Origin of the sequence: Bradyrhizobium sp. (assembly GCF_049512235.1) — a bacterium.
Lineage (GTDB): Bacteria > Pseudomonadota > Alphaproteobacteria > Rhizobiales > Xanthobacteraceae > Bradyrhizobium.
This window is the reverse complement of sequence record NZ_JBEKXH010000047.1, coordinates 1-23,147: the sequence shown is the minus strand read 5'-3', so window position 1 is coordinate 23,147 and position 23,147 is coordinate 1. Positions and strand designations below refer to the sequence as shown.

Below are 23,147 nucleotides of genomic sequence, written 5' to 3'. Positions count from 1 at the left end.
CGCCGACAGCGCTGTGACGAACATTCCCCAGGATATATCGACCAGCGCCACCGGCCAGGTCCAGTGCTTCAGAAGCGACAGCGACGTCAATTCGAACGTGGCATAGCAGAACAGGCCGAACAGGGCGCCATACAGCAGCGTCGATGTAGAGGTCGCGGCCGCCGGGCCGCTGACGAAGATGAGGACACCGACCACGTAAAGCAGATAGAACAGGACGGCAGGCACGGGCCTGATCTCGCCCAGCATGTCGCCGACCTGGGCGTTGAAAAAGCTCCTGGCGACGGTACCGAGAAACAGGAAATCGATCGGGATCAGGACCAGCAAGGTCGCAAGATAAAGAATGATGTACCGCTTCACTTCGCTCTCCGGCGCCCGCTGCGCATGCCCATATCCCCATATTATACGTATCGGGCCGGGCAAAGTTGCAAGGACGCCGGCGCGGAGCTTATGCGCGACTTGCGGATTGACCGGCTGATGGCCCGCACATCCGCCTCCCCTGCTATCGTCTGGTTCCGCGACGATCTCCGGCTTTCCGATCATCCCGCCTTGCATGCCGCCGCGGCATCCGGCGCGCCGGTGATTTGCGTCCACGTGTTCGACCCGGCGCGCGCGCGGCCGCTCGGCGGCGCCGCACGCTGGTGGCTGGCGCAATCGCTGCGCGCCCTGCAGCAACAGCTCAATCTGGCCGGCGCATCGCTGGTGTTGCGCCGGGGATCGGCGGACAAAATCATCGCCGAGCTGGCACGCCAGACCGCGGCCGGCGCGGTGTTCTGGAACGACATCGCCCATCTGCCGGACCAGGTCATATCCGATCAACTCGCCGCGGCGCTGGGAGAGACCGGCGTGCGTTCGCACCGCTTTCCCGGCGATCTCTTGGTGGCACCTCGCGACATCCGCAACAAGGACGGCCGGGGATTGCGGGTATTCACGCCGTTCTGGCGGCGGCTGCAGTCGCTGGGCGATCCGCCCAAGCCGCTGCCCGCTCCCCGGACCCTGCGGAAGGTCGCGGGGCTCGCAAGCGATGACCTCGAAAGCCTTGGCCTCGAGCCGAAGCGTCCGGACTGGGCCGGAGGACTGCGCGAGGCCTGGAAGCCGGGCGAGCATTCCGGGCAACAACGACTCAAGGAATTCTTAGACGGCGGTGTCGCCGGCTACGCCAGCGGGCGCGACCGGCCCGACCAGAAAGGCACGTCAAGGCTCTCCCCGCATTTGCGCTTTGGCGAGGTCAGCCCGCGACAGGTCTGGCACGCTGCACGCTTTGCCGCAGCCGAGCGCCCGGCTTTGACGGGCGATATCGACAAATTTCTCAGCGAACTCGGCTGGCGCGAATTCTGCCGTCATTTGCTGTTCGACCAGCCCGATCTCGCCGGTCGCAACCTGCAGAGCGCATTCGACAACTTTCAGTGGCGACAAGACGACAACGCGCTGCGGGCCTGGCATCGCGGCCAAACCGGCTACCCCATCGTCGATGCCGGGATGCGCGAGCTCTGGCACACCGGTACAATGCACAACAGGGTGCGGATGGTGGCCGCGTCGTTCCTCGTGAAGCATCTCCTGATCGACTGGCGCGAGGGAGAAAAATGGTTCTGGGACACGCTGGTCGATGCCGACCCCGGGAGTAATCCGGCCAACTGGCAATGGGTCGCCGGCTCGGGCGCCGATGCCGCGCCTTATTTCCGCGTCTTCAATCCGATCCTGCAGGGCGAGAAGTTCGATCCCGATGGCAACTATGTCCGGCGCTGGGTGCCGGAGCTGGCGCAATTGCGGGCCAGCCTGATCCACCAGCCATGGCGCGCGACGCCGCTTGAACTCGCAAGCGCCGGCGTGGCACTTGGCTTGAGCTATCCGGCGCCGATCGTCGATCACAGGAAGGGACGCGAACGCGCGCTCAAGGCCTACGAGAATCTGCGGACAAGATGAGAGCAGCGCGTCAATTGCTTTACACATTGGCGAATCGGGTTATCGTTGCGTCATAGGCAACACTGGGGGATTACATGGACGACGAGAAGCCCGTTTTGGAATCGACGACAGCTACGACCACGAGCCCTGCGGCACCGATCCCGGCTGCCAAGCCCGCGGCCAAGAAGCTCAAAAAGGCGGCCAAGAAAGTCGCGAAGAAGGTGACGCCGAAGACGGCCAAGAAAGCCAAGGCCAAGAAGGCTGCGAAGAAATACACGGCGACAAAGTCGCCCAAAAAGGCCGCCAAGAAGAAAAAGAAGGCCAAGAAGTAGCAGCCCTGGCGCTGATCATCGGCGCGTATTCCGTTTCGCAAAACCGGCATCTGCCTGTTGCGGAATACGCGTTGAGCTTCTTGGGCGCAAAGTCTCTTGAGCGCAAAGTCTCTTGAGCGCAAAGTCTCTTGAGCGCAAAGTCTCTTGAGCGCAAAGTCTCTTGAGCGCAAAGTCTTGGGACGCAGGCTTCGGAAGGAGCCTCGCAAGCGCCTTGGCAAGATCGCCAGCGGCATTTGGTCGCGACCTCTGGCCCCATGGCTCAAGCGCGCCGGTTGACCAGAAAGACCGCGGCGGCGCAGGCAGCCATTCCAGCCATTTCAAGGTCAGGCTTCATTCACCGCCCTCAGTGCCCGAACCCATGCGATGCGGCAACGCCCATCCATGCGGGCCAGATCGGCGGCTAGAAATCTTCCGGGCAGGGATCGACGATTTTCCAGAGTTCTTCGCCGTTCTTGATTTTCTTCATCTCGGTGGTCAGCCCGCCATTGCGGCGGATCCAGTCCTTCACCGTATCCGGATAAAAGGACATCAGGTCCGATGTACCCTCGGCGCTGGTGACCTTGATGCCGAAGGTGAATGCCTTGTCGTAATAAGCCTGGTGGAAGCCGAGGCTGGCGCGCGGCGTTACGCAGATCCTGTTGATCGGTACGATGCCCAACACCAGCGTGCAGGCCGAATTGCAGATGCCATCGATGATGACGCGTTCATGACGATCGCGGATGCGCTGATATCTCGCCTTGTATTCCTCGACGTAACCGCCGTGATCCCCGGTGATATGCAGATCGGCGCGGGCCGGCGCCGCGGCGAGCAGCGAGAGCAACAGCAGGGCGAGAGGCGTGATGCGCATGGATCGATCGGGAACCGGATGGAGCCTGACGGGACGAGGGCTATGCCGGTCCCGCAGCTGGATCAGACGGCACAACTCTGGCGAGACTTTGTTAGAAAGTCGTTAAGCATCCCGGCGGCCGTTCCTGCCGCCATTCTGCCGCCGCTAAAACAGGTTAAGGTATTATAATACCTTACAGAAAAGCAAGTCGGGGTATAGTTGCGCCGGTAGCGCGGCCACCAAATTTCCGCACTTTTGCGGCGTTCCGCCTCTGGATGGGAACCAAGGATGCTCTAGGATGTCCAGATTGTATCCCGACGTCAGGAGCCTGCGATGACCCGCCCGAAGCTTCTCTCTGCCGCCGCTACCGCGTCGGCGCTGTCATTGGCGCTGGTCCTGGCACCCGGCCCGGCACAGGCGCGCCACCATCATGTCTACCCCTACCGGCTCCCTTACGAGATCAGCTACGATCACAATTACGGGCCGGGTCTTCAGCCCGGCACTTTTGCCTATTATGACGGTCCGTCGACCAATGCCTGCGCACAGAGCTCGGCGACCTATTTCGGCCAGGACCGCCGCCGGCACCCGTGCTTCTGATCGGTAGGCCGGCTGATCCGCTTCCACTCCCGTTCAGGCCGGCTCGGGACGTCCAGAAGCGGCGCCCGACCCCTGCCCGACCGGCCGCTGGCCCGATCGAGCCAAGTCTGGTAATCGAGCGCAACACGCGCTCGTAGCTCAGCTGGATAGAGCATCGGATTTCGATTCCGAGGGTCGGGAGTTCGAATCTCTCCGAGCGCGCCAGCGCCACCTTCGCCCGCCATTGCCCGCCATCGCCCGTCACCGCCGCAACCTCCGTTAAACTCCGCTCTGCTCAGAACGGCCCGCGAACCGGGTTTGCCAACTCCGGCTCAAAATTGTCAACCGTCCGAAGCGACGGCCGCCGGCGTGAATTGCAAGTTATTGACACGCCGTTTTGGCGGAGCGAGGGAGATTCGAACCGAAGCGCTCGAAGATACGGGCATTGCAGACCCCCGTTCGGCCGCTATTTCTGAACGGCGAAAACCGGTGTAGGTTAAACTTAAGCGTGTTTCTCTCGCTCTCAATCGGGGATTGAAACGGCGGTTTCTCTCGCTTCAAAACAGGTTTTTAACTGAGGGCAACGGGGGACGGATGGCGCAGGCATTCCTGTGCAATCGCCCAAGCACGGGGGACCAAGCATGCTTAATTTGCCCGAGACTTTTGCCGAGGCCGCGGCGCTCGACGCCCATATCGCAGAGGTTCAGGAACAACGGCGTAAGCTGCGGCATGAGCAGGACAGACAGGCTGCGGTGCTCTATCCGCACGTCCGCACCTTCGTCCTCAAAGAGTCCGAAGCGATCGGCGCCGGCGAGAGTGCCGCGCAGGCGCTCGCCAGGGCGCCGCGCACAATGACGCTGGTGACCCCGAACCTTGCCGACCCGTCGCGCGACCATTGGTTCGTCGGGCCGTATCCGGTGTTGTCGCGCGATGTCACATGGAAGCCTGCGTTCGACGAGCTGGACTTCGCCACCTCCGACGGGACGAACAAGCTTCGCGGCCACTTGCGGCTCACCCACTCGCGTTCGCGAGCCTACGGCGTCCTCGATGTCGGCGGCGAGTCGATCTCGGTCGAATACCAGGTGGATCCGCAGCGTTATTCGATGAAGGTCGCCGAGGGCGCGGCCTTCCTGAGCGGGCCGGTGTCCGATCCCGTGATCGACTGGAACACTGAGAGCAAAGAGTGGAAGGACGCCGACTGGCCCAAGAGGAAGCCCGAGCTCGAATTCACCTTTGGCGTGAACGGCGAGGAGATCATCGGCGGCAACAAGGTCGACACGTTCGTCGCATCATTCCTCGACGACAAGACTGGCCGTGACTGGGTGCCGGACCCGTTTACTTATGGTGGTTTCATCACCAGTGACAGCGTTCTCATTTATTCTCTCCTCGCTGGTAACGAGACCCCGAGCGGGCCGGGCTCCGAGCTCTTCCCCTACACTTTGCGGATCCGGCTGTCCGAGTTCGCCTACGATTTCGAGGGCGGGGTCGTAGTCGGAAAGCCCGGCTATCAGGGAACCGTATATGGATGCATCGGCACGTGGGCGGGGGCACACATCGGCGGGCTCTACCGGCTCGGCAGCGAAACGCCGGCGCGTTTCGTTTCCGTCCACGGACGTACGTTCTACGCCGGCGTGACGCCGGCGGCGCAAACCGCTATCGAGGGCAGCCGGCTGACCTGGTCCGGGTTGCCCGCTGCGGCGGCGGCCGAGGCCGGCATCCCGAGCGCCGGCTTCCTCGACTTCTCCCCGGACGGCTGGAAGATTGTCGGCGGCTCGATCAGCGTGACCGGGACGCGGGTGCATGCCGACGAGGTGCAGCCGGTTGCCGGCAATGGCGCGCTTCCCGCGGTGTTTGCACGCACAGCGGCCGCGGAGGAGGAGCACACGCTCAAGGAGCTGCTCGCGCTCAGCCAGTTCGGCAAGGATCCCCTCGGAAAGATCTACGACGAGGTGCAGCAGGATTCGATGGAGGACTTCTACGCGATCCTGCAGAACTACATGGACCCGACGCTGCGCCGAACCTTCTTCAATCCGGGACCGCCGCCGCCGCTTGATGCAGAGCTGCGCGCGATCGCGCAGACCAAGGGCACCAAAGGTACCGAGCCGCTTGCCTGGTACAACTCGCTCAGCGTCCCCTATACGGCGACGGCGGTCGGCAAATTCAGCACCGACCCATGGGCCGCGACGCTCAACGCCGCCCGCTCGGAAGCCTGGATGTCGACGACGACGGCGGCAAGCGACGTCATGGCGGCGCAGGGTCCGCTGCTTTACCGACGGCGCTACCTGATGAGGCACCAGGTCCTGGGCTGGTTCCTGAAGGACCAACACGACAACGCCGCCAAGTACGCCCCCTTTATCGATGAGAAATTGAAGGAATGGATCGCGCGGGCGCGGGAGCAGAACGTCGGTACGCCCGCGCAACTCGCCGAGTTGGAGAAGCAGTTCAGCGATCTCGCGGCGGCGGCCAAGAGGAACAAGAAGTACTGGGCTTTCGCGATCTATACCTACACGCTCACGCCGGCGTACCTCAACTTTTTGCAGACGATCCTGTCGACCCGCACCGAAGACGGCTCGGAGTTCAGTCTGCGCGTGCAGCGAACCGTCGCGCTGCTCGGCGAGCTCGACCCCTCGAACCTGTTCGCACAGGCTTACGGGCACGTGCTGCAGCTGTTCCAGCTCGGCCGCCTGCTACCCCAGATGATGGACTCGAGCACCGACCTTCCGGAATTCAACTTCGCCCTCGAGCAAGTGCTCAACAAGTTCATCGAGACGTACGTCGTCAGTCCCGATCCCTCGATGCGGGCGGCGGCCGAGGAGCTGCGCAAATACGCGTCGAAGGAGTTCGTCGGGCGGCTGCTGTCGATCATGCACACCGCCGCCGCCGTCGGCTATGGGCTCTTCAACTGGGGCTTCCTGGTGTCGCAAGTCCAGAACGATTGGATCAGAAATTTCGGTACGGGCGTGCCGTCGGGGGTCGTCAGGCTCGCCGCCCTCGGAACGGTCAGTACGCTGGTGGCGTTCTTGGCCGTCGGATCCGTCGACTGGAACGCGCTCAGCGATACGCAGAAGGCTTTCGTGGTTGTCGGGGCTGTCAACGTCACCGCCGTCAACCTGCTGCCGGTCATCAAGTTTGGTGTGAGCTGGGGGACCGTCTGGAACAACAACAGGCAGTATTTCAGCACCATAACGTCGATCTTCAGTCCGGCGGTGATCGGAGAGGCACAAAAAACGGCGATCGCCGGATTCCGCGGATGGCTGTTACAAGAGGCTGGACCGAGGATCCCGCTCGGCCGGCACAGTTTGACACAGTGGTGGGCCGCCCGTCAGGCGGGCCTGTTCCAGAAGCTGAAGGTGCCAAAGAGCACCGGCCAGATATTGATACGGGCGATCTTCGGCAAGAATCTCTCGCGATTCCTGGCGACCAGAGTGGCCGCGGTGTTCTCCATTACTGGAATCGTCTTGTCGGCCATCGACCTGTCCAAGAGCGGCGAGCCGATGGAAAGGGCGATCAACTCGCTGTTCCTGATCGCGGCGGCGCTCGAACTCGTGGCGGTGATTGGAGGCTGGGCCTTTGCCGGCTCGACTTTGGCCGTGGGCGGCATGTTGGTCAGCTCCATGTTCCCGATCATAGCGGGCATTGGATTCCTGGCCTTCCTGGCCGGTGCGATCCTGCTCATCGTCCTCCTGACCCGCCCGCGGCCCTCTCCAGTGCAGCAGTTTGCCGAGGACCAGGCCAAGCGCGCCGGCCTGTACATGCAATACAAGGCCGCAATCGAAACGTTCGCAATCTATGTCCCGATCGGTCAGCCGCAGCGCGCGGGCATCGCGCTGTACCCCGACGGCGACAACAAGCGCGCCCTGACCATCGGCGCGGACGGCAGCGTGAAGCAAGGTCCTTTCGACTCGAGTGGTCACACCGCCTTCTACATTGATGTCGACTTTCTCGGCCGGACGAAAATCGGCGCCCCGATCACGGACAACGAGGACAAGCTTGTTCTGCAGACGCTCGGAACGGACGATGGCGGCACGATTGTCTCCAGGAATTTCCAGGGGGATAATCTTCCGATAGAGCCGAGGCTGATGTGGTACGCCGAGATCCAGGGACCCGGCACCTACGAGAAATCGGAGGGTGACGCCGAGCATCTTGAATCCGCGCCGTTCAAGCTGCGCAGCATCTACTGGGACGACCAGAAGATGCCGAAATATCTGGCCACAAACGGCACGAACGGTTGGCGCCTCGTCGACAAGGAAGAGGACGCGACCGTGATTACGATGGAGATGGTGGCGGTCAAGCCCGCCGAGTTGGCGATGCGTGATGTCTCCTGGCTCACGGTCGCGCGCGAAGAACAGACCGCGCCGGCGCTTTATGCGCCGGGCAGCCTGCCGCGGACGTGGAGCATCGACCCGGCCCTGCCCGAAGCTCTTGAGCTGCTTCCCGAGGACGGCACCATCCAGATGCGCAAAGCGACGGTCGTCCCGCCGGCTGCGCGCCGCACCTACCAGCTCACAGTGAAAAACGACATCGGCTCGGCGTCGACGTCATTCGATCTCGAGGTCCGTGTGCCCGAGTACCCACCCGTAGCGGCCTAAATGGTCGGCGGCGGTCCCCGCCAATCGCCCGCAGAGGCCGTCGTCTCTCTTTCCTCGCCACGATCTTTGCTAGCTGCCAAAGGCTGAGCCATGACGTCACCCTTCAATCCGCGCGATGTCGAGGTCCTCGCCGCGGCGCTGCCGCCGCAAGGGGCCAACCCGATCGGCCATCCAACGCGGCACGTCGTGCTCATGCATACCAGGCGGAGCACGCCAGGCAGCACTCCTGAACGGGTTATTAGGTGGTACAGGGACATTTTTTTCCCGAATATCGGGGTCAGTCCCTACGAGGGCGAGGTCGCCCGGCTCACCGGCCTCGACCACAATTTTTTCCGCAACCTGTCCGTGACGTTGGTGTGCCAACGGATTTACGAGGTGTCGAGCAGACTGCGGCCGGTGATGCGCGCCGCCGCCATCGCCAGCGACCTGGCCCGCTTCACCGACCAGCTCCGTCAGTCATCGTACCGGTTTTACGCCTACATGGCGGGCCAGGCCGACAGCCCGATCAAGACCGCACTCGCAGCGTTTCCGGACGGGCCGTCGCGCACCACGGCCAAACAGCACTATCTCGCCGGACTGACGTCTGCGAGCTGGGTCAACAGCAAGCTCGTCGAGAACCAGAACGGCGACTGGCTAGACCGCGACTGGGAGCTTTTTCACCACTGGATCAAGCTCACCGCGCTCGGCGCTTCGGTCGACGAGATCAACGCGGCGATTACCCAAATGAAGAATCTGGGCCTGCCGGTACCGCCGGCGCTCGACCCTGGCGTCTGGATGAAGCAGGCAAGCTGGCTTGAGCGCGGCTTCAGCGGCGAAGACGCCGCGGACGCGACCGACGGGATCCTCAAGGAAATCTGCTCCAACCATGGCAGAGGCGTTTCATGCCAGAGGGAAGTCTACGCCTTCTGGTTCACGGCCGACCGGACGGGGGGGCCGGGTCACCCATACCGCGACCAGAACGCGGGCTCATGCTTCGCGCCAGGCACGCGCGTCGTGATGGGGGACGGAAGCCTGCGGCCGATCGAGGAGATTGTCGCGGGCGATCAGGTAAGAACGCCGAGTGGACCGCGCGAGGTGCTGCTGCGCTCTGCTCCGCTGCGCGGCGAGCGCGCGCTGTTGCAGTTTGCAGGCACACGCTTCGCATTCACGCCGTCGCATCCGTTTCTCGTCGCCCCGACGGAGCCGGCTGCCGCGGCTTACGCGGCCGCGGAGCCTGACGCACTAGCGCGCAATGTGCCGACGCTCAGCCAGTTCGGGATCGCGCCGCTGAACGGGTCCGCGCCCGCGGTGCTGCTGCGGCACACCGCGGGCGGCGATGTGCCGTTCCCGGCGCCGGCGATCCACAAGGCGGCGCACCTGCCGGACCTCGTCCATGACCTCTACCTCGCCGTCGGCGCGGACGGGCGCAGCGAGTACTACGCCGGCGACGACGACGTGCAATTGCAGGTCAGCTCCGAGGTGCCGCGCTTCGCGGCGGCGCCGGAGGCAACGGCGGTCATGTTGCATATCCTGCGCCAGGCCGGTCCGACCATGCTCCAGGTGTTGAAGGACGTGCCGGACCGATCGTTCGAGGACCTGCTGTGCGTGGGCCTCGACTGCCTTGCCACCACCATGATGTCCACCATTGGGCCGCAGCTGCGGGTCGGCAACGACGGCGCAGTGCTTGGCGCGTTGCGCGGCGCGGATTCCACAGCCGAGCTCGCCGCCTCGGTGCGCGATTTCGCCACCGGGATGACTGCGATGCCCGACGGCGACCGCAGGCGGACGGGGGTCATGGTCGAGCAGTTCGCCGCCCGCTTCGGTCCGCAGTTCATGGCAGTGCTGGCGATGCCGTGGCGCAGCTTCGACCTCGCCGAGCCGGATGTGGCAAACATGCTGGCGCTCACGCCGTATAGCCTCGACCTGTTCCGGCCCGGCCCACCGGTTGGCGAGGCGCAGATCGAGGTCTCGCTGGTGCGCGGCCGCTCCAGTGCGACGCGCCGGCTGCGCGCCAAGCTCGGCGCTCCCGCGGACCGCTGGTACTACGGCGTCGACACACCCGCCTACTTCCCCGAATGGTCCCCGCCGGGCCCTGCCGTTGTCTGGCGGCCGAGTGCCGAGGCGGGGGATGAAGAAGACATGCTGTGGCAGGTGGAGATCGTCCTGCAGGGCGACCAAGGCTGCCGCATGGCGTTGCCGCTGCCGCGCGAGATCGGACAGGGATATCAGGAGTTCAGGGCTCCGCTGATCGGCGCGCGCGACGAGACCGTGGGGCAGGCGTTGTTCGATGTGCGGCTGCTCACCCTCGAGGCTTACGTCGCCGAGAGAGAGGCACGCGACGCTGCGCGCGAACGCACCGACCTCACGCCGCTCACCAACCGGCTGGCGCGACTCGCCGCCGAGTTCGTCGAGATGCAGTTCGCCGATGCCATCCTGCTCTTTGGAAACTGCACGGCGGCCGCATGAACGCCGTCGCCGGCATTGTTGCTCTTCGGACGCGCCGTGCGAGATCAGCGGCCCTGCCTCGTCATTCAGAGCGGCGAACACGACTTGCGCCATCGGCCGCTTCCGCAGCTTGCGATCTCGGCGAGGCAATCGCGAATGCCGATCGTTGGATCCTTCGGCATTACGCGATCGCAACGGCGTCCCGCTCGATGGTGTCCTTCATCAAGGGGTGAAGTGCGTTCCGCGTCGTTATGGTGACCGGGATCCTCAGAGCTCCGAAATCTCATCTTCGATTTGCAGGAGGCGGAACATGTTCGGAATTTTCGCTTCCGGGTCGTAGTCGATAAAGAGGTCGAGATCGCTGCCGGGCCGCTGCGTCCCAACAGCCCGGGAGCCGATGATGAATAGCCCGTCGCGCCGTTCTCGCGCGATTAACGAATCTTTAAAGGTCTTCCGCACATTTTAGGTATTTCACCGTGGACGGAGGATACGCATGACCCGCATCAGGCGCGAGGTGCTGAAACAGAAGTTGGAACAGGCCCGCCGGCTCGCCCTGGAGCCCACGGATTTCCTCACCAGGGAGCAATTGGCACAGTTGATCGAGGAACTGGAGTTTCAGCTCCAGGACCAGCGACAAGTCGCCTGACGGCCCCCAATCTGTTCGGACCGCGTCTCATCCCCTTCACGCCAATAGCTGCTTTTCGATTTCATAGACCGGCATCTTGACCAGGTCCTTGTGCACTTCGCCGTGCAGGGCCTTTCGAACCGCGGCGGAATAGTCCGACCGGATCATGCCGAGCGCGCGCGGCGAGGCGACCATGGTCAGCGCCGTGGTTTCGCCGGTGGTGACGGCGACGTCGAGCCGGCCGGCCAAGGCTTTCAGGAACGCCCGTTCGGACTCCTCGTGCCAGTCGGTCTGCTCGACCGAGCTTCGTGCGCCACCCATCGATGCATGCACCCTGCCCGGTGCATCGCTGCCTTGCGCCGATGTCGGTGGATCGGGATGCTCGCGCACCTCCTTGGTGTGCAGGTTCGGAAACATGCGGTCGCCAAGATTTTCCAGGATCAGCGCCTTGCGGCCGTCGCAGACCACAATCCAGTCGCCGGTCCCGATTTTCAATTTTGTCATTCAAAATACTCCGAAGCTGAAGCGATCACAGATGCTGCTCGAAATCCTCCAGGGACTTACCGAACTGCGACAGCGCCTCTTCCAGATAGTCGGCCAGCATCGGCGTTCCGATCAGGTAGGATGCGGTACGATTGTTGTGGATTCGCGACGCCTCGGCGCGCAGATCGCGCCAATTGTCGAGATCGCCGTCGCCGCGGCCAAGCCACATCAGGGCGACGAGGTCGATTTGCTCGTCGACATTCAGCCCTCGAATAAAACCCGACAGTTCGGAACGATCCGCATCCTTGCTCTGATCCTTGACCCCGTAGCCGGCATCATCGTCGTTGGCATCGTTGGCCAGCTCCGAGCCGATGGCGTTGAGATCGGATTGGCGCGCCTTCGATACGATGAAATATGCCTTTTCAGGCGAGATCGACAGGTTCGGAGCTTTTCCCATGCCGGACACTTCCTTGAGAGCGCGCAAGGCTTTCCAACGACTTCAACAAGCTAGGGGTTCCCGGGCCGGCCCACATTGCGCAAGATCAAGGACTCGGCGGCCGGACGTATGGGCCTGCCCGCGGCCGCGGCCAGCCGGTCAGATGCGGCGGCCTCGATTCTGCCTTGGGGCGCATTAGGCGGCATCCGATGAGCGCGACAAGCTGCTCGAGAGCATCTGCCGAGGCTGTTGAAAACCGCCCGGCGCCCACCTCGCGCATGCTCTATTTTTCAGGCGCCCGGCCGGCGGACTCACCAGATCCTGCTGGCAACGAAGCCAAATGGCGGCTGCTGTGCCACCAGGACCATCGGAGGGCCCGGGCGTCTCTTCGCCACTTTACGCTTGGTCTGCAGCCCGGCCTGCGGCTTTCTTGGACCGGATGGTTCCAAAAGCTTCGGCTCGGGCGGGGGCAGTTGCGCAAATGCCTCGCGCACGCGCGCTTCGGCCGTGGCCTCGGCGATCACCAAGGGAGCCACGACCGGCGCATCGGTCTTGGCGATCCGTACGGCTCCGATGGCCGGACTGCTGGTATCAAATACCACGCGCTCCGGCCATTTCTGGGCGGAGCGAATCCGGATCATGGACAGGTCGGCAGCCGCACTTTCCGGCATCGGCGACTTCGGCAGATAGGCATCCGAAAGCAACAGTAATGCGAGCAAAACTCCGCCGGCAAGCAAAAAATATCGCAGCAAAGGCATTTTGTTAAAACTCCGTCCGCACGCGCGGATCAATCCCTTAACTGGGTATGCAACGATAGGTTCCCAGTTCAATCAGGGCCTTGTAACAACGATGTTACCGCCGCGTTACCCCTGCTCCGCGCACGGGCGCCAGGCGCGGGGAGGCTGCATTTAGCCTGCATTTCGACCTGTCGGCAGTGATATTGACGAAACCAACGCGCAGACGGGCAAAGGTTTTTCGGCTTTTCCGGTTGACGGTGTCTTGAGTCGTCAGACGTTTGCGGTCGGTCAACCAAGGCGATCAAGGCGATCGAGGGGATGGCCATGCGGGAAGACGCCCGCTAAATTCAAGGCTTGCGGCCGCGTGCCGCGGCTAGTCACAGGGTGTCGCTGGCAGAGCCGCGCAGCAACCAAGGGGGGATCGACGATGCCGACAGTCACCTGGGATCATGTTCACCTGCGCACACCCGATCCGGAGGCGACCGCGACCTGGCTGCAGGATATTCTCGGCGGCGTGATCGTCCGCGGTCCCGGTCGGATCGACGTCAAGCTTGGCGGCGCCAATGTGTTCCTGGCCGCGGTCACGCCGGGCGATGGCGTCAACGTCCCACCGCTGACGCCCTATCAGGGGCTCGATCATTTCGGGCTGACGGTGAAAGACATCGATGCGGTCGCTGCCGAGATCAAGGCCAAGGGCGTCGAGTTCACGCGAGAGCCGACGACGATAAGGCCAGGCGTCCGTGTCTGCTTCATCCGCGGGCCGCAGGGCATCTCGATCGAGCTGTTGGAGCGCGATCCAAAATATGCGTAGGCGCAATGAAGAACGGGCTATATTCGATCCACGTCAGCCTGCAGGACGGTCGCTCCGGCAAGGGCAGCGGCGTGGTCATGCTCCGGGATGGCAAAATCCTCGGCGGCGATGCCTATATGTTTTACACTGGCAGCTATACGGCGAAGGAAGACACCTTTAAGGGCGAGGTCCTGGTCCAGCGCCATACCAAAAGCCCGGACGCCAGTCCGCTGTTCGGCGGCGCAGGTCCGGTTGGCGTCGGCGTGTCCGGCACGTTCACCGACCGCGCAGCCGTCGTGAATGGGACCGCCTTGGTCGGCAAGGCCAGCCAGATATTCACCGCGACCTTGCGCAAACTCGCCGACACCGACTGATCGCCGGCGGGACTTGCTACTCGGCAGCCTGCTCCAGCGGCGCTACCCGTGGCAGGATGATCTGGACCCTTGTGCCACCCCCCGGCTCGGAAGCGAGGTCGAGCCGGCCGCCCAGGCGGGTGGTCACGATACTGTAGACGATATGCAAGCCGAGCCCGGTACCGCCCTGATCGCGCCGGGTCGTGAAGAACGGATCGAAGGCGCGCCGTCGGACATCGACGCTCATACCGCAGCCATCGTCGGAAAAAACGATTTCGACATTGTCCTTGCCGGACTCCCGGGCCTTGATATCGACCAAGCCCGGCCTGCCGTCCGGGAAGGCGTGCGCCACCGCATTGAGGAACAGGTTGGTGAGCACCTGGCCGTAGGGCCCGGGATAGCTGTTCATGGTGAGATTGGGCTGGCAGTCGAGCGCGAGCGTCAGATTTTGCTTCCGCAGTCCCGGCCGCAGGCTCATCACGACCTGCTCGGTCAGGTCGCCAAGGTCGAAGATGCGCTGATCGGAGTAATTGCGGTCGGCGGCGACCTGCTTGAACGACTGGATCAGTTCGGCCGCGCGATTGAGATTGGCCACCAGTTGCGAGGACGCATCGCGGCTCGCAGCGAGATAATCATTGAGGCTGGATCGCCTGAGATTGCCTTGCGCGACTTCGTCGGTGAACAATGCCGTCTTGCGCTCCAGCGACGAGGCAACCGTCAGGCTGATGCCAACGGGGTTGTTGACCTCGTGGGCAACGCCTGCCACCAGCCGTCCAAGTGCGGCGAGCTTTTCCGCCTCGATCAGCGAATTCTGGGTCTCGCGCAGATTGCGCAGCGCCGCCTCCGCGGCATCCTTGGCCTTGCGCATCTCCAGTTCGCCGCGCTTGCGCTCGCAGATGTCAAGCGCGACGGTAACGATATGTTCGACCTCGCCGTCGGCGTCAAGAAGCGGCATCTTGTTGACCAGCCATTGCCGCAAATGGCCGCGGACATCGAGATACTCCTCTTCGTAGAATCCGAGGCCCTGGCCCGACGCCAGCACGCGCTGGTCATTATCGTCGGTTTTCTGCGCGCCGTAGCGCGACATCAGATTGGACGTGGTGCGGCCGATCGCATCGATCGGCTCGATTCCGAAGATGCCCGCCATGTAGCGGTTCATCAGGACATAGCGCAGCTGCCGGTCCTTGACGTTGATGACCGCAGGAACGGTATCGATCACCTGCTGCAGCAGCCGCCGGCCTTCGGCGATCGCCTCCTCGGCGCGCTTCTGATCGGTGATGTCGCGCACCGTGCCTTCATAGCGGATGATCTTGCCGGCCTCGTCGCGCGCGGCCGTGGCGCTGTCGGAAAGCCACAGGATCGAGCCGTCGCGCGCACGGGCCTGGTATTCGAATTCGCGCACCATGCCGTGGCGTCGCATCAGCGCCTGGTATTCGGCACGGGCCGCCGGATGAACGTAGACCATTTGCGTGATATCGCCGATACCGCGGATCAGGTCTTCCGGCGTATCGTATCCCATGATCCGCGCCAGCGCCGGATTGGCGTTGAGCAGCGCGCCTTCCGGCGTCATCACATAAATCCCGTCGACCGAGCCCTCGAACAGCTTGCGGTAGCTTTCCTCGGCGAGCCGCTGCTCGGCGAGCGCTCGAACCGCCGCTTCGCGCGCCGCGTCGGCGTCGACCAGCGTGCGGCGGAACACCTCGGCGGCGCGGGCGATATCGCCGATTTCGTTATTGACGTCGGTGTCGGGGATCGACGCTGCCTTTTCGCCCGCGGCCAGCGCGCGAATCGAGGCCGCGATCGACGCCAGCGGACGCACGGTGCGGCGTACCACGAACAGCGCTGCGAAAATCCCGATCAGCACGCCGGCGCTGCCGAGTAAAATGCTCTGCCACTTGGTTTCGGCCAGCGTCCGCGCGAAGTCGCGTGACAGCACCCGCCCCCGCCTGGTGCCGAGCTCGCGCAACATATCGGTCACCCGCCCGATCTGCCGGCCTTCGGTGCCCAGAACGTCCTTGTCGAGCTGGGCGATCTCGGCTTCCGTCGTCGAGATCGAGATAATCGCCTCGGCATAGGCCTCGCCGGCTGAGCGAAGGGCGGGATCTTCGATCGACAGCGCCCGCATGCGCTGGGCGGATTGCTCCGCCGCCACCGGCTCGTGCGCGAGCAGGGCCTGGGCGATCTGGTTCTGGGCCTGAAACAGGATTCGCGCGACGTCGGGGTCAGGCAGCGCGGCGGCCGCCGCATCGAACCGTTCGCGGACCGGCGGCAAGGCGGCCACCAGCTCCGCACGATGCGCAATCAACGCGGTGACGCGCTCGATGCCGTCGCGGTAGGTCTGCAGCCGGGCCGTCACGCCGTCGATCATGTCGCGCTGCTCCGGCGCGAGCTCCAGCCGGGTCTTTTTCAATAGAACATTCAGCGACGAGACCGCCTCCGAGACCTGGCTCGATGGCGCCGCCGGATCGGTGACGAAGTCCCGCGCCGCGAGCCGCAGTTCGCTCATGCGCCGGTCGATCTCCTCCGCCACATCGCCGAGGTCCTGCAGCCGCTGCAGCTCGGCAAAGGTCGCGCCGATATGACGGATGGCAACGACGCTGGCGACGCTGGTCATCGCGATCATCGCCAGCAGCAGCAGGAAGCTGGCAAAGGTCAATTGACCGATCGAAAGCGAGAACGATCGTATCCGTCGCACGAGTGCGCCAAAGGCCATGGGATTTTGGACCAGCTCCTAGCAGTTGGATTTTATACGCTGGAATCAGCGCCAATTGAAACATCGGCAGAGCGCAACCCTTGAGGCCGCCCGCGATGACGCCCGCAAGCCTTCGCCAGCGTCCCCTGTGGATTTACCCATAGCGAAATACCGGCGAAAGGAAGGCACCCTCCCACGCACCGAGGCCGATCCATGGACGCCGAGCCCGCCTCACAGCGCGCCGACTTCAAAGACCTCGCCGTCATAGCCGGCCTCGCGCGGGATGCGAAGCTGCCGGCCGCCGTTCAGTCTGGTCATGACCGGCATCACGGTCACGACGGGTTTGCCGCAGGCGTCATCAAGTGCAGCCTGCAGGGTTGCATGCCGGCCGAGCTTGATCAGGTTGCGCGTGGTCGGAAACGGCAGCTTGAAGCGTCCGCTCTCGCCGCCCGCCAACGCCTCGCGCGGCGACACCCAGATCGAATCGGTGGATTCCTTGCCGTCATGCGCGCCGGCCTGCGCCGGAGGTGCGGCGGCAAGAAAGAACCAGGTGTCGAAACGCTTCGGCATGCCTTCCGGCGTGATCCAATGCGCGTAGGGCATAAGCCGGTCGAGCGCCAGCCGCACGCCGTTGTCGGCAAGCACTTTCAGAAAGGTTGTCTTGCCTTCGCCCAGGGCGGCACGATGGGCGGCCTCGATCTCAAGGGCGTGCTTTGCCTCGATCAGGGATTTCGATCCCTGCGCTCTTGCCAGCAGGATGCCGCTCTCCTCGAACGTCTCGCGGATGGCGGCAATCCGGAAACTCAGCGAGGCCGTGTCGAGCCCCTCGCCCCCGTCATACAGTTCCGGATGGCCGATGATGTCGCGGTCGCCGGCATCGACGCTGCCGCCGGGAAATACCAGCGCGCCGGAATTGAAATCGATCTCATAATGGCGCACCATCATGAACACCTCGATCTCGCTTTTGCCATCCGGGCCGGCGCTGTCGCGCAGCAGCAGGATGGTGGAGGCTGGACGCGGGCCACTGGTCACAGTCATTGTTCTACTCCCTCTGCAATCCCGTGGTTCGAGACGGCGCAGCAGCGCCGGCCTCGCCATCAGGGTCTTGTCAGCCGGCCGCGCTGGATTGCGGCTCAAGGCTGGCGCGCCGGTCGACCCGCGCGACCCGCGCCAGCAGATAATCCACTTCGGCCTTGGCGGTTGCGGAAATGCCCGAACCCGGCTTGCGTTGCGCGCTCGAGGCGATCACGCCGCGCTTCTGCAGCACATATTTGCGCACCGCAAGGCCCGCGCCGGGCTGCTGCTCGTAGCGGATCAGCGGCAGATGGGCGTCGAACAGATCATGCGCGGCGTCACGCCGGCCTGCTTTCGACAGTCGCACGACGTCGATCAGAAGTTCCGGAAAGGCGTAGCCGGTCATGGCGCCGTCGGCGCCGCGTTCCATCTCGAAATCGAGGAACAACCCGCCATTGCCGGTCAGGATCGACAGCGGCCGCAGCGAGCCATCCTTCTGGAAGCCGCGCAGCGCGGAAATCTTTTCCAGTCCGGGCCAGTCCTCGTGCTTGAGCATCACGCAGGAGGAGTTGTCCATCACGATCTTGCGGATCACTGTGGGTGTCATGACAACCGTCAGCGTCAACGGATAATCCTGCAATACCCAGGGAATGTCGTCGCCGATCGCCTCCGCCGCCTGCCTGAAATAGCCCGTGATCTGCTCATCGGTGCGCAAATGCGGCGGCGGCGCGATCATCACCCCGGCCGCGCCGGCATCCATGGAAGCGTGGGCCAGCGAACCCATCGTGGCAAAGCCCGGCGCGGAGACGCCGACGATGACCTGCATGTTGTTGGCGCGTTTGACGAAGCGTCTTGCGACTGCTTCGGCTTCCGCGCCGTCCAGCTTCGGCGCCTCGCCGAGAATCCCGAGCACAGTGACGCCGTCGCAGCCGACCTCGGCATAAAAGTCGGTCAGCCGGTCGATGGATTTGTCATCGATCCGGCCATCATCGTGGAATGGCGTCGGCGCGATCGCAAAAGTGCCGGCGGCCTCGGCGGTGAGTTTTGTCATGTGTGCCTCCTAAACCGACGTTTCCGAAGTTCTGATCATATCAAAACCGTCTCGCGCCCATCTTGATCTCTGCTTCGGAAAAGAAAATTTCGTGCGCGTGTTCCACAATATCCTGCGCCTTCCATCCCGAATGCGGCGGCTTCCAGCCCGGCTTTTCCATCATCCGCATCTCGCGCACGCCGCGCGGGCCGGAGACGCCGAGGATCTTGCCGGTCTGGTCGCCCGACAAATCGCTGACCATGTATAGCACGGCCGGCGCGATGCCATCGGGCGCAAGCGCCATGCCGGGATTTTCGATATAGCGCGGCAGATCAGCGGTCATCCGGGTCAGCGCGCCCGGAGCGAGGCACCACAGCCTTATATTGTATTTGCGGCCCTCGATCGCCAGCACATTGGTCAGGCCGAAAATGCCGCCTTTGGCGGCGCCGTAATTGCTCTGGCCGAAATTACCGATCAGGCCCGAGGTCGATGAGGTATTGACGATGACGCCGCCGCCATTCTCGCGCATCCAGCGGAACACCGGCTGGGTGACGCAGAAGGTGCCCTTCAGATGCACCTTCAACACCTTGTCCCAGGCCGCTTCCGTCGCCTTGGCAAAAGTCTGGTCGAGCAGGATGCCGGCATTGTTGACCAGAATATCGGCGCGGCCGAAATGCCTGATGGCGTCGTCGAACACCGTCTGCCCGCCGGCCATGGTCGCAATATCGGCGCCGTTGGCGACCGCGCGGCCGCCCTCGGCCACAATCGCATCGACCACCTGCTGCGCCATCGAGAGGTCGGCGCCGCTGCCGTCCCGGGGACCGCCGAGGTCGTTGACGACGACAGCCGCACCCTCACGCGCAAACAATCTGGCATAGGCTTCGCCCAGCCCGCCGCCCGCCCCCGTGATCAGCGCCACCTTGCCGTCGAGTAGTCCCATCCTCTCTCTCCTTTAATTCCATGTCGTCGGTGCCCCGGGTCCCTTACCCCGCCCATGCGGCGCGCAGAGGGAGAGCGGCACCAGCCACCGCTGTCATCGCCCGGCTTGACCGGGCGACCCAGTACGCCGCGGCCTCTCGATTCATCACCACTTTCTCTGCAATACTGGATCTCCGCCTTCGCGGGGATGACGAGCGCAGTACTTCGCACCGCCCTCGCCACCGCGCCCCGCTCCTCATCCCAGCACGGTCTTGCCGCTCTTGATGACGGCGGCGTTGCGCGCCTTCACGCTTGCTTCGAACGAGATCACATGGCCGTCCTTCCATAGATCCATGGTCACGGTCTCGCCGGGATAGACCGGCGACGAAAACCGCGCGACGTGCTGCCTGAAGGATGAGGGATCATAGTCGGCGTAGGTCTGCAGGATGCCGCGGCAGGTGATACCGTAGGTGCACATGCCGTGCAGGATCGGCCGCGGGAAGCCGGCGCGTTTGGCGAATTCGGGATCGCTGTGCAGCGGATTGCGATCGCCGCACAACCGATAGATCAGCGCCTGATCGGGACGCGTCGGGATATCGATCGATCGGTCCGGCGCGCGGGTCGGCACCTTGTGCGGCTCGGGCTGGCCTTCGGAAGGACCTCCGAAGCCGCCATCGCCGCGGGCAAAGCGCGACGCGACCAGCGTCGCCAGTGGCTCGCCCTTGTCATCCCTGAGCACGGTCTGGTGCCGGATCACCGCGCCCTTGTCCGCGCCCTTGTCGAAGACATCGAGCACGCTGGAATCCGCGGTGATATCGGCGGCCACGGCCAGCGGCCGGTGGAAGGTGATGTCACGTTCGCCATCGACCACCATCAGCCGGTTGAGATTCATTTCGCCGGGACCGGCCCCCCAAGCCGCGACCGAGGCAAAAGTCGGGACCACCTTGAGCGCGCGCGGGGAGGCAGCGGCCTCGTTGACGAACGCCAGTTCCTTCTCGTCCATGGGGTCAGCCCCCATCCCGATGCCATACGCGTACAGCATCACCTCGCGATCGCCGTAGGCATATTTCTGGCCGAGATTTTTCAGCGCCATCAACTCTTCGTACTTGATCGGCATTTGCGATGCTTTCCCCGGACTTCCTGCTTTCACGGCACCCGTTGCTGCGCCCTCTCCCCTTTAAGGGTACTCACACCGGCGTAAAGAACGGCAGCGGCGCGCCGTCGGTGGTCTTGAACACCACCTTGACCTTCTGGCCGATCCTCAAGGCCTCCATGTCGCAGTCGACGAAATTGGTCAAAAGCGAGGGGCCTTCCTTCAGCGTGACGTAGCCGATCGCGTAAGGTCCTGACGCCGACTTGCGCATCAGGCTGAACGCATAGATTTCGCCCTCGCCCGAGCTTTCTTCCCACACCGTCCGGTCGGAGAAGCAGAACGGGCAGATCGAGCGAGGGAAGTAATGCGCTTCGCCGCAGGCGGTGCAGCGTTTGATCATCAGGTTGCCCTCGACGGTCTGCTCCCAAAAATACTGGGTCTCGGGATTGCCCTGCGGCGCCGGGTATTTCACGGTGCTATCCATTACACGCGCTCCAGAATGCAGGTCGATGCAGCGTGGCGGACGCCGAGCAGGCCGCCGGTGCCATGGGCGATGGCGAGATCGCAGTTCGGCACCTGCACCTTGGGATGGGCCTCGCCGCGCAGCTGGCGCACCGCCTCGATGATTTTTGTCATCCCACCACGATTGACGGGATGATTGCTGCACAGCCCGCCGCCGTCGGTGTTGAACGGCAGTTTGCCTGTGCCGGAAATCAGATTACCGTCGGCGACGAACTTGCCGCCCTCGCCCTTTTTGCAGAAGCCGAGGTCCTCGAGCTGCATCAGTACCGTGATGGTGAAGCTGTCGTAGATCGAGGCGTATTTGATGTCTTTTGGCGTGATACCGGCCTCCTCGAACGCCCGGGGACCCGACCAGACGCCGGCCGAATAGGTCAGATCGAGATCCTTGCCGCCACGCGGCCCCTTCTGCGCCTCGCCATGCCCGATCATCCGCACCAGCGGCTTCTTCAGGTTACGCGCGATCGCCTCGCTGGTCACGATCAGCGCGCCGCCGCCATCGGTGACGACGCAGCAATCCATCCGGTGCAGCGGATCCGCGATCATCGGCGAGCGGAGGACGTCCTCGACGGTGACAACGTCACGCAGCATGGCGAAGGGGTTGTATTGCGCGTGATGGGAGGCCGCGACCTTGATCCAGGCCAGCTGCTCGCTGGTGGTACCGAACTCATGCATGTGGCGCATGGCGCACATGGCGTAAACGTTATGCGTGGTGGCGCCGTAAGCCAGCTCGAAATCGGCCTCGGCGCCGGTCGCGCGCGGCGGCATCGCGCCGGTGCGCGGCTTGCCGGCCAGCGTGACCAGCGCGATCGAGCATTTGCCGGCGGCGATCGCCTCGGCGGCATGGCCGAGATGGACCAGATAGGAGCAGCCGCCGGTATCGGTGGAATCGAAATGACGGACCTTGAGGCCGAGGTAATCGACCATCGCCATCACCCCGCCCGGGGCGTCGCCGGCGCAGAAATAGCCGTCGATGTCGGCCTTGGCGAGGCCCGCGTCTTGCAAGGCACCGCGGGCGACTTCGGCATGAAGCTGCGCGGTGGATTTATCCGGCGCATGCCGGGTCGGATGCTCGTAAATCCCGGCCAGATAGGCCTTGCCCTTGATCGTCAATCGAGCACTCCGCTGATGTTTCTTCCCCCTAGGTTTTGTGGCCTGCCGGCGTGGCCTTGGCAAGCGTCCATAGGCGGCCATCGGCGCAAGGCATCCTCGGCCTGGGAGCGCGCATCATCAATAGTCGTCAGCGCCCGGCTTGCCCGGGCGACCCAGTACGCCGCGGCGGCGCGGTGGAGCACGGGAGAATGCCGCTGGCGGCGCGGCCAAATCGATTGGCCTCCGCAATACTGGCTCGCCCGGTCAAAGGCGAGCGGAAGCGCCGCCGTCCATCGGACGGCTATGCCAGGCGATGACAGTGCGTAGGATGGGTTGAGCTCTTCGCGAAACCCATCGGCGGAGAGACATGGGTATCGCGTTGCTCCACGCATCCTACGGGCTACGAGCGCGTCACTCCGCCCGTCATCCCCGGCCGCGGCGTACTGGCTCGTCCGGTCAAACCGGGCGATGACAGTTTTGTATGCGGCTCGATCTCCAATGCAAACAGCCAAGTGCCCCTCGCCACCTTCAAACATGCCCATAAGCCTCGCGGCGCGGTGCGCCCGAGTCTTTGATAAATGTTCCGCCCTCGAGATCACAGAGGGCGCGGGGAATGCCGCGATGCCCAGAGGCACCCGCGGCCTCGCGTGCAAAAAAACGGCCGACGCACACGAGTAACAGCGAGGCACCGGATCATCCGGCATTCCCCACACAATGGT

Annotated in this window: 21 protein-coding genes and 1 tRNA gene; 9 read left to right on the top strand and 13 right to left on the bottom strand. The window is 63.8% G+C overall.

Going from position 1 to position 23,147, the window contains the following annotated elements; translation table 11 throughout:
• Positions 1 to 357 (bottom strand): DUF2177 family protein (locus ABSG20_RS06875; RefSeq protein WP_423863751.1); only part of this gene is annotated, 357 nt, incomplete at its 3' end.
• A gap of 117 nt (positions 358 to 474) precedes the next feature.
• Between ABSG20_RS06875 and ABSG20_RS06870 the strand changes: the two genes are divergently transcribed.
• Positions 475 to 1,920: a cryptochrome/photolyase family protein gene (locus tag ABSG20_RS06870; protein WP_423863750.1), complete on the top strand. Its 1,446-nt coding sequence runs from the start codon at positions 475 to 477 to the stop codon at positions 1,918 to 1,920.
• A gap of 74 nt (positions 1,921 to 1,994) precedes the next feature.
• The gene (locus ABSG20_RS06865; RefSeq protein WP_423863749.1) at positions 1,995 to 2,231 is read left to right on the top strand and encodes a hypothetical protein; all 237 of its coding nucleotides are present in this window, start codon (positions 1,995 to 1,997) and stop codon (positions 2,229 to 2,231) included.
• 400 nt (positions 2,232 to 2,631) lie between these two features.
• On the opposite strand, the gene ABSG20_RS06860 is transcribed toward ABSG20_RS06865, so the two are convergent.
• The gene (locus tag ABSG20_RS06860; RefSeq protein ID WP_423863748.1) at positions 2,632 to 3,078 is read right to left on the bottom strand and encodes a hypothetical protein; all 447 of its coding nucleotides are present in this window, start codon (positions 3,076 to 3,078) and stop codon (positions 2,632 to 2,634) included.
• Positions 3,079 to 3,390: 312 nt separating this feature from the next.
• On the opposite strand from ABSG20_RS06860, the gene ABSG20_RS06855 reads away from it, so the two are divergent.
• From ABSG20_RS06855 to ABSG20_RS06840, 4 genes are all read left to right on the top strand, one after another.
• Positions 3,391 to 3,654, top strand: coding sequence for a hypothetical protein (locus ABSG20_RS06855; protein WP_423863747.1), 264 nt, complete (start codon positions 3,391 to 3,393; stop codon positions 3,652 to 3,654).
• A 127-nt stretch (positions 3,655 to 3,781) separates the two neighbouring features.
• Positions 3,782 to 3,858 (top strand) — tRNA-Arg (locus ABSG20_RS06850).
• 425 nt (positions 3,859 to 4,283) lie between these two features.
• On the top strand, positions 4,284 to 8,222 hold the full coding sequence (locus ABSG20_RS06845; RefSeq protein WP_423863746.1) for a hypothetical protein: 3,939 nt from the start codon (positions 4,284 to 4,286) through the stop codon (positions 8,220 to 8,222).
• Positions 8,223 to 8,312: 90 nt separating this feature from the next.
• The gene (locus ABSG20_RS06840) at positions 8,313 to 10,667 is read left to right on the top strand and encodes a Hint domain-containing protein (RefSeq protein WP_423863745.1); all 2,355 of its coding nucleotides are present in this window, start codon (positions 8,313 to 8,315) and stop codon (positions 10,665 to 10,667) included.
• 246 nt (positions 10,668 to 10,913) lie between these two features.
• On the opposite strand, the gene ABSG20_RS06835 is transcribed toward ABSG20_RS06840, so the two are convergent.
• On the bottom strand, positions 10,914 to 11,105 hold the full coding sequence (locus ABSG20_RS06835) for a nucleotidyltransferase domain-containing protein (protein WP_423863744.1): 192 nt from the start codon (positions 11,103 to 11,105) through the stop codon (positions 10,914 to 10,916).
• A 34-nt stretch (positions 11,106 to 11,139) separates the two neighbouring features.
• On the opposite strand from ABSG20_RS06835, the gene ABSG20_RS06830 reads away from it, so the two are divergent.
• Positions 11,140 to 11,292, top strand: a complete 153-nt coding sequence (locus ABSG20_RS06830) for a hypothetical protein (protein ID WP_423863743.1) — start codon at positions 11,140 to 11,142, stop codon at positions 11,290 to 11,292.
• A gap of 36 nt (positions 11,293 to 11,328) precedes the next feature.
• On the opposite strand, the gene ABSG20_RS06825 is transcribed toward ABSG20_RS06830, so the two are convergent.
• From ABSG20_RS06825 to ABSG20_RS06815, 3 genes are all read right to left on the bottom strand, one after another.
• Positions 11,329 to 11,775, bottom strand: a complete 447-nt coding sequence (locus ABSG20_RS06825; RefSeq protein ID WP_423863742.1) for a host attachment protein — start codon at positions 11,773 to 11,775, stop codon at positions 11,329 to 11,331.
• A gap of 25 nt (positions 11,776 to 11,800) precedes the next feature.
• A complete protein-coding gene (locus tag ABSG20_RS06820) occupies positions 11,801 to 12,211 on the bottom strand; it encodes a DUF3775 domain-containing protein (protein ID WP_423863741.1) in 411 nt (136 codons plus the stop codon).
• Positions 12,212 to 12,501: 290 nt separating this feature from the next.
• A complete protein-coding gene (locus ABSG20_RS06815; protein ID WP_423863740.1) occupies positions 12,502 to 12,948 on the bottom strand; it encodes a hypothetical protein in 447 nt (148 codons plus the stop codon).
• Positions 12,949 to 13,354: 406 nt separating this feature from the next.
• Between ABSG20_RS06815 and ABSG20_RS06810 the strand changes: the two genes are divergently transcribed.
• On the top strand, positions 13,355 to 13,738 hold the full coding sequence (locus ABSG20_RS06810) for a VOC family protein (RefSeq protein WP_423863739.1): 384 nt from the start codon (positions 13,355 to 13,357) through the stop codon (positions 13,736 to 13,738).
• Positions 13,739 to 13,743: 5 nt separating this feature from the next.
• Positions 13,744 to 14,091: a GrlR family regulatory protein gene (locus tag ABSG20_RS06805; protein ID WP_423863738.1), complete on the top strand. Its 348-nt coding sequence runs from the start codon at positions 13,744 to 13,746 to the stop codon at positions 14,089 to 14,091.
• Positions 14,092 to 14,107: 16 nt separating this feature from the next.
• On the opposite strand, the gene ABSG20_RS06800 is transcribed toward ABSG20_RS06805, so the two are convergent.
• The 7 genes from ABSG20_RS06800 to ABSG20_RS06770 form a co-directional block, all read right to left on the bottom strand.
• The gene (locus ABSG20_RS06800; protein ID WP_423863737.1) at positions 14,108 to 16,783 is read right to left on the bottom strand and encodes a PAS domain S-box protein; all 2,676 of its coding nucleotides are present in this window, start codon (positions 16,781 to 16,783) and stop codon (positions 14,108 to 14,110) included.
• 210 nt (positions 16,784 to 16,993) lie between these two features.
• Complete coding sequence (locus ABSG20_RS06795) at positions 16,994 to 17,800, bottom strand: NUDIX hydrolase (protein WP_423863736.1); 807 nt, start codon at positions 17,798 to 17,800, stop codon at positions 16,994 to 16,996.
• Between the two features lie 70 nt (positions 17,801 to 17,870).
• Positions 17,871 to 18,827 carry a dihydrodipicolinate synthase family protein gene (locus tag ABSG20_RS06790; RefSeq protein ID WP_423863735.1) on the bottom strand — a complete coding sequence of 319 codons (957 nt, stop codon included), beginning with the start codon at positions 18,825 to 18,827 and terminating at the stop codon, positions 17,871 to 17,873.
• Between the two features lie 40 nt (positions 18,828 to 18,867).
• Positions 18,868 to 19,746, bottom strand: a complete 879-nt coding sequence (locus ABSG20_RS06785; protein ID WP_423863734.1) for an SDR family oxidoreductase — start codon at positions 19,744 to 19,746, stop codon at positions 18,868 to 18,870.
• 234 nt (positions 19,747 to 19,980) lie between these two features.
• Positions 19,981 to 20,841 carry a MaoC/PaaZ C-terminal domain-containing protein gene (locus tag ABSG20_RS06780; protein WP_423863733.1) on the bottom strand — a complete coding sequence of 287 codons (861 nt, stop codon included), beginning with the start codon at positions 20,839 to 20,841 and terminating at the stop codon, positions 19,981 to 19,983.
• A gap of 70 nt (positions 20,842 to 20,911) precedes the next feature.
• Positions 20,912 to 21,301, bottom strand: a complete 390-nt coding sequence (locus tag ABSG20_RS06775) for a Zn-ribbon domain-containing OB-fold protein (protein WP_423863732.1) — start codon at positions 21,299 to 21,301, stop codon at positions 20,912 to 20,914.
• On the bottom strand, positions 21,301 to 22,449 hold the full coding sequence (locus ABSG20_RS06770) for a thiolase family protein (RefSeq protein WP_423863731.1): 1,149 nt from the start codon (positions 22,447 to 22,449) through the stop codon (positions 21,301 to 21,303). The genes ABSG20_RS06775 and ABSG20_RS06770 overlap by 1 nt, the downstream gene beginning before the upstream one ends.
• Positions 22,450 to 23,147 lie beyond the last annotated feature (698 nt).

What these genes read in the sequence shown, in the direction of transcription:
- ABSG20_RS06870 (WP_423863750.1), top strand. Translation starts at nt 475, where the DNA reads ATGGCCCGCACATCCGCCTCCCCTGCTATCGTCTGGTTCCGCGACGAT.
- ABSG20_RS06865 (WP_423863749.1), top strand. Translation starts at nt 1,995, where the DNA reads ATGGACGACGAGAAGCCCGTTTTGGAATCGACGACAGCTACGACCACG.
- ABSG20_RS06860 (WP_423863748.1), bottom strand. Translation starts at nt 3,078, where the DNA reads ATGCGCATCACGCCTCTCGCCCTGCTGTTGCTCTCGCTGCTCGCCGCG.
- ABSG20_RS06855 (WP_423863747.1), top strand. Translation starts at nt 3,391, where the DNA reads ATGACCCGCCCGAAGCTTCTCTCTGCCGCCGCTACCGCGTCGGCGCTG.
- ABSG20_RS06840 (WP_423863745.1), top strand. Translation starts at nt 8,313, where the DNA reads ATGACGTCACCCTTCAATCCGCGCGATGTCGAGGTCCTCGCCGCGGCG.
- ABSG20_RS06830 (WP_423863743.1), top strand. Translation starts at nt 11,140, where the DNA reads ATGACCCGCATCAGGCGCGAGGTGCTGAAACAGAAGTTGGAACAGGCC.
- ABSG20_RS06825 (WP_423863742.1), bottom strand. Translation starts at nt 11,775, where the DNA reads ATGACAAAATTGAAAATCGGGACCGGCGACTGGATTGTGGTCTGCGAC.
- ABSG20_RS06820 (WP_423863741.1), bottom strand. Translation starts at nt 12,211, where the DNA reads ATGGGAAAAGCTCCGAACCTGTCGATCTCGCCTGAAAAGGCATATTTC.
- ABSG20_RS06815 (WP_423863740.1), bottom strand. Translation starts at nt 12,948, where the DNA reads ATGCCTTTGCTGCGATATTTTTTGCTTGCCGGCGGAGTTTTGCTCGCA.
- ABSG20_RS06810 (WP_423863739.1), top strand. Translation starts at nt 13,355, where the DNA reads ATGCCGACAGTCACCTGGGATCATGTTCACCTGCGCACACCCGATCCG.
- ABSG20_RS06805 (WP_423863738.1), top strand. Translation starts at nt 13,744, where the DNA reads ATGAAGAACGGGCTATATTCGATCCACGTCAGCCTGCAGGACGGTCGC.
- ABSG20_RS06800 (WP_423863737.1), bottom strand. Translation starts at nt 16,783, where the DNA reads ATGGCCTTTGGCGCACTCGTGCGACGGATACGATCGTTCTCGCTTTCG.
- ABSG20_RS06795 (WP_423863736.1), bottom strand. Translation starts at nt 17,800, where the DNA reads ATGACTGTGACCAGTGGCCCGCGTCCAGCCTCCACCATCCTGCTGCTG.
- ABSG20_RS06790 (WP_423863735.1), bottom strand. Translation starts at nt 18,827, where the DNA reads ATGACAAAACTCACCGCCGAGGCCGCCGGCACTTTTGCGATCGCGCCG.
- ABSG20_RS06785 (WP_423863734.1), bottom strand. Translation starts at nt 19,746, where the DNA reads ATGGGACTACTCGACGGCAAGGTGGCGCTGATCACGGGGGCGGGCGGC.
- ABSG20_RS06780 (WP_423863733.1), bottom strand. Translation starts at nt 20,841, where the DNA reads ATGCCGATCAAGTACGAAGAGTTGATGGCGCTGAAAAATCTCGGCCAG.
- ABSG20_RS06775 (WP_423863732.1), bottom strand. Translation starts at nt 21,301, where the DNA reads ATGGATAGCACCGTGAAATACCCGGCGCCGCAGGGCAATCCCGAGACC.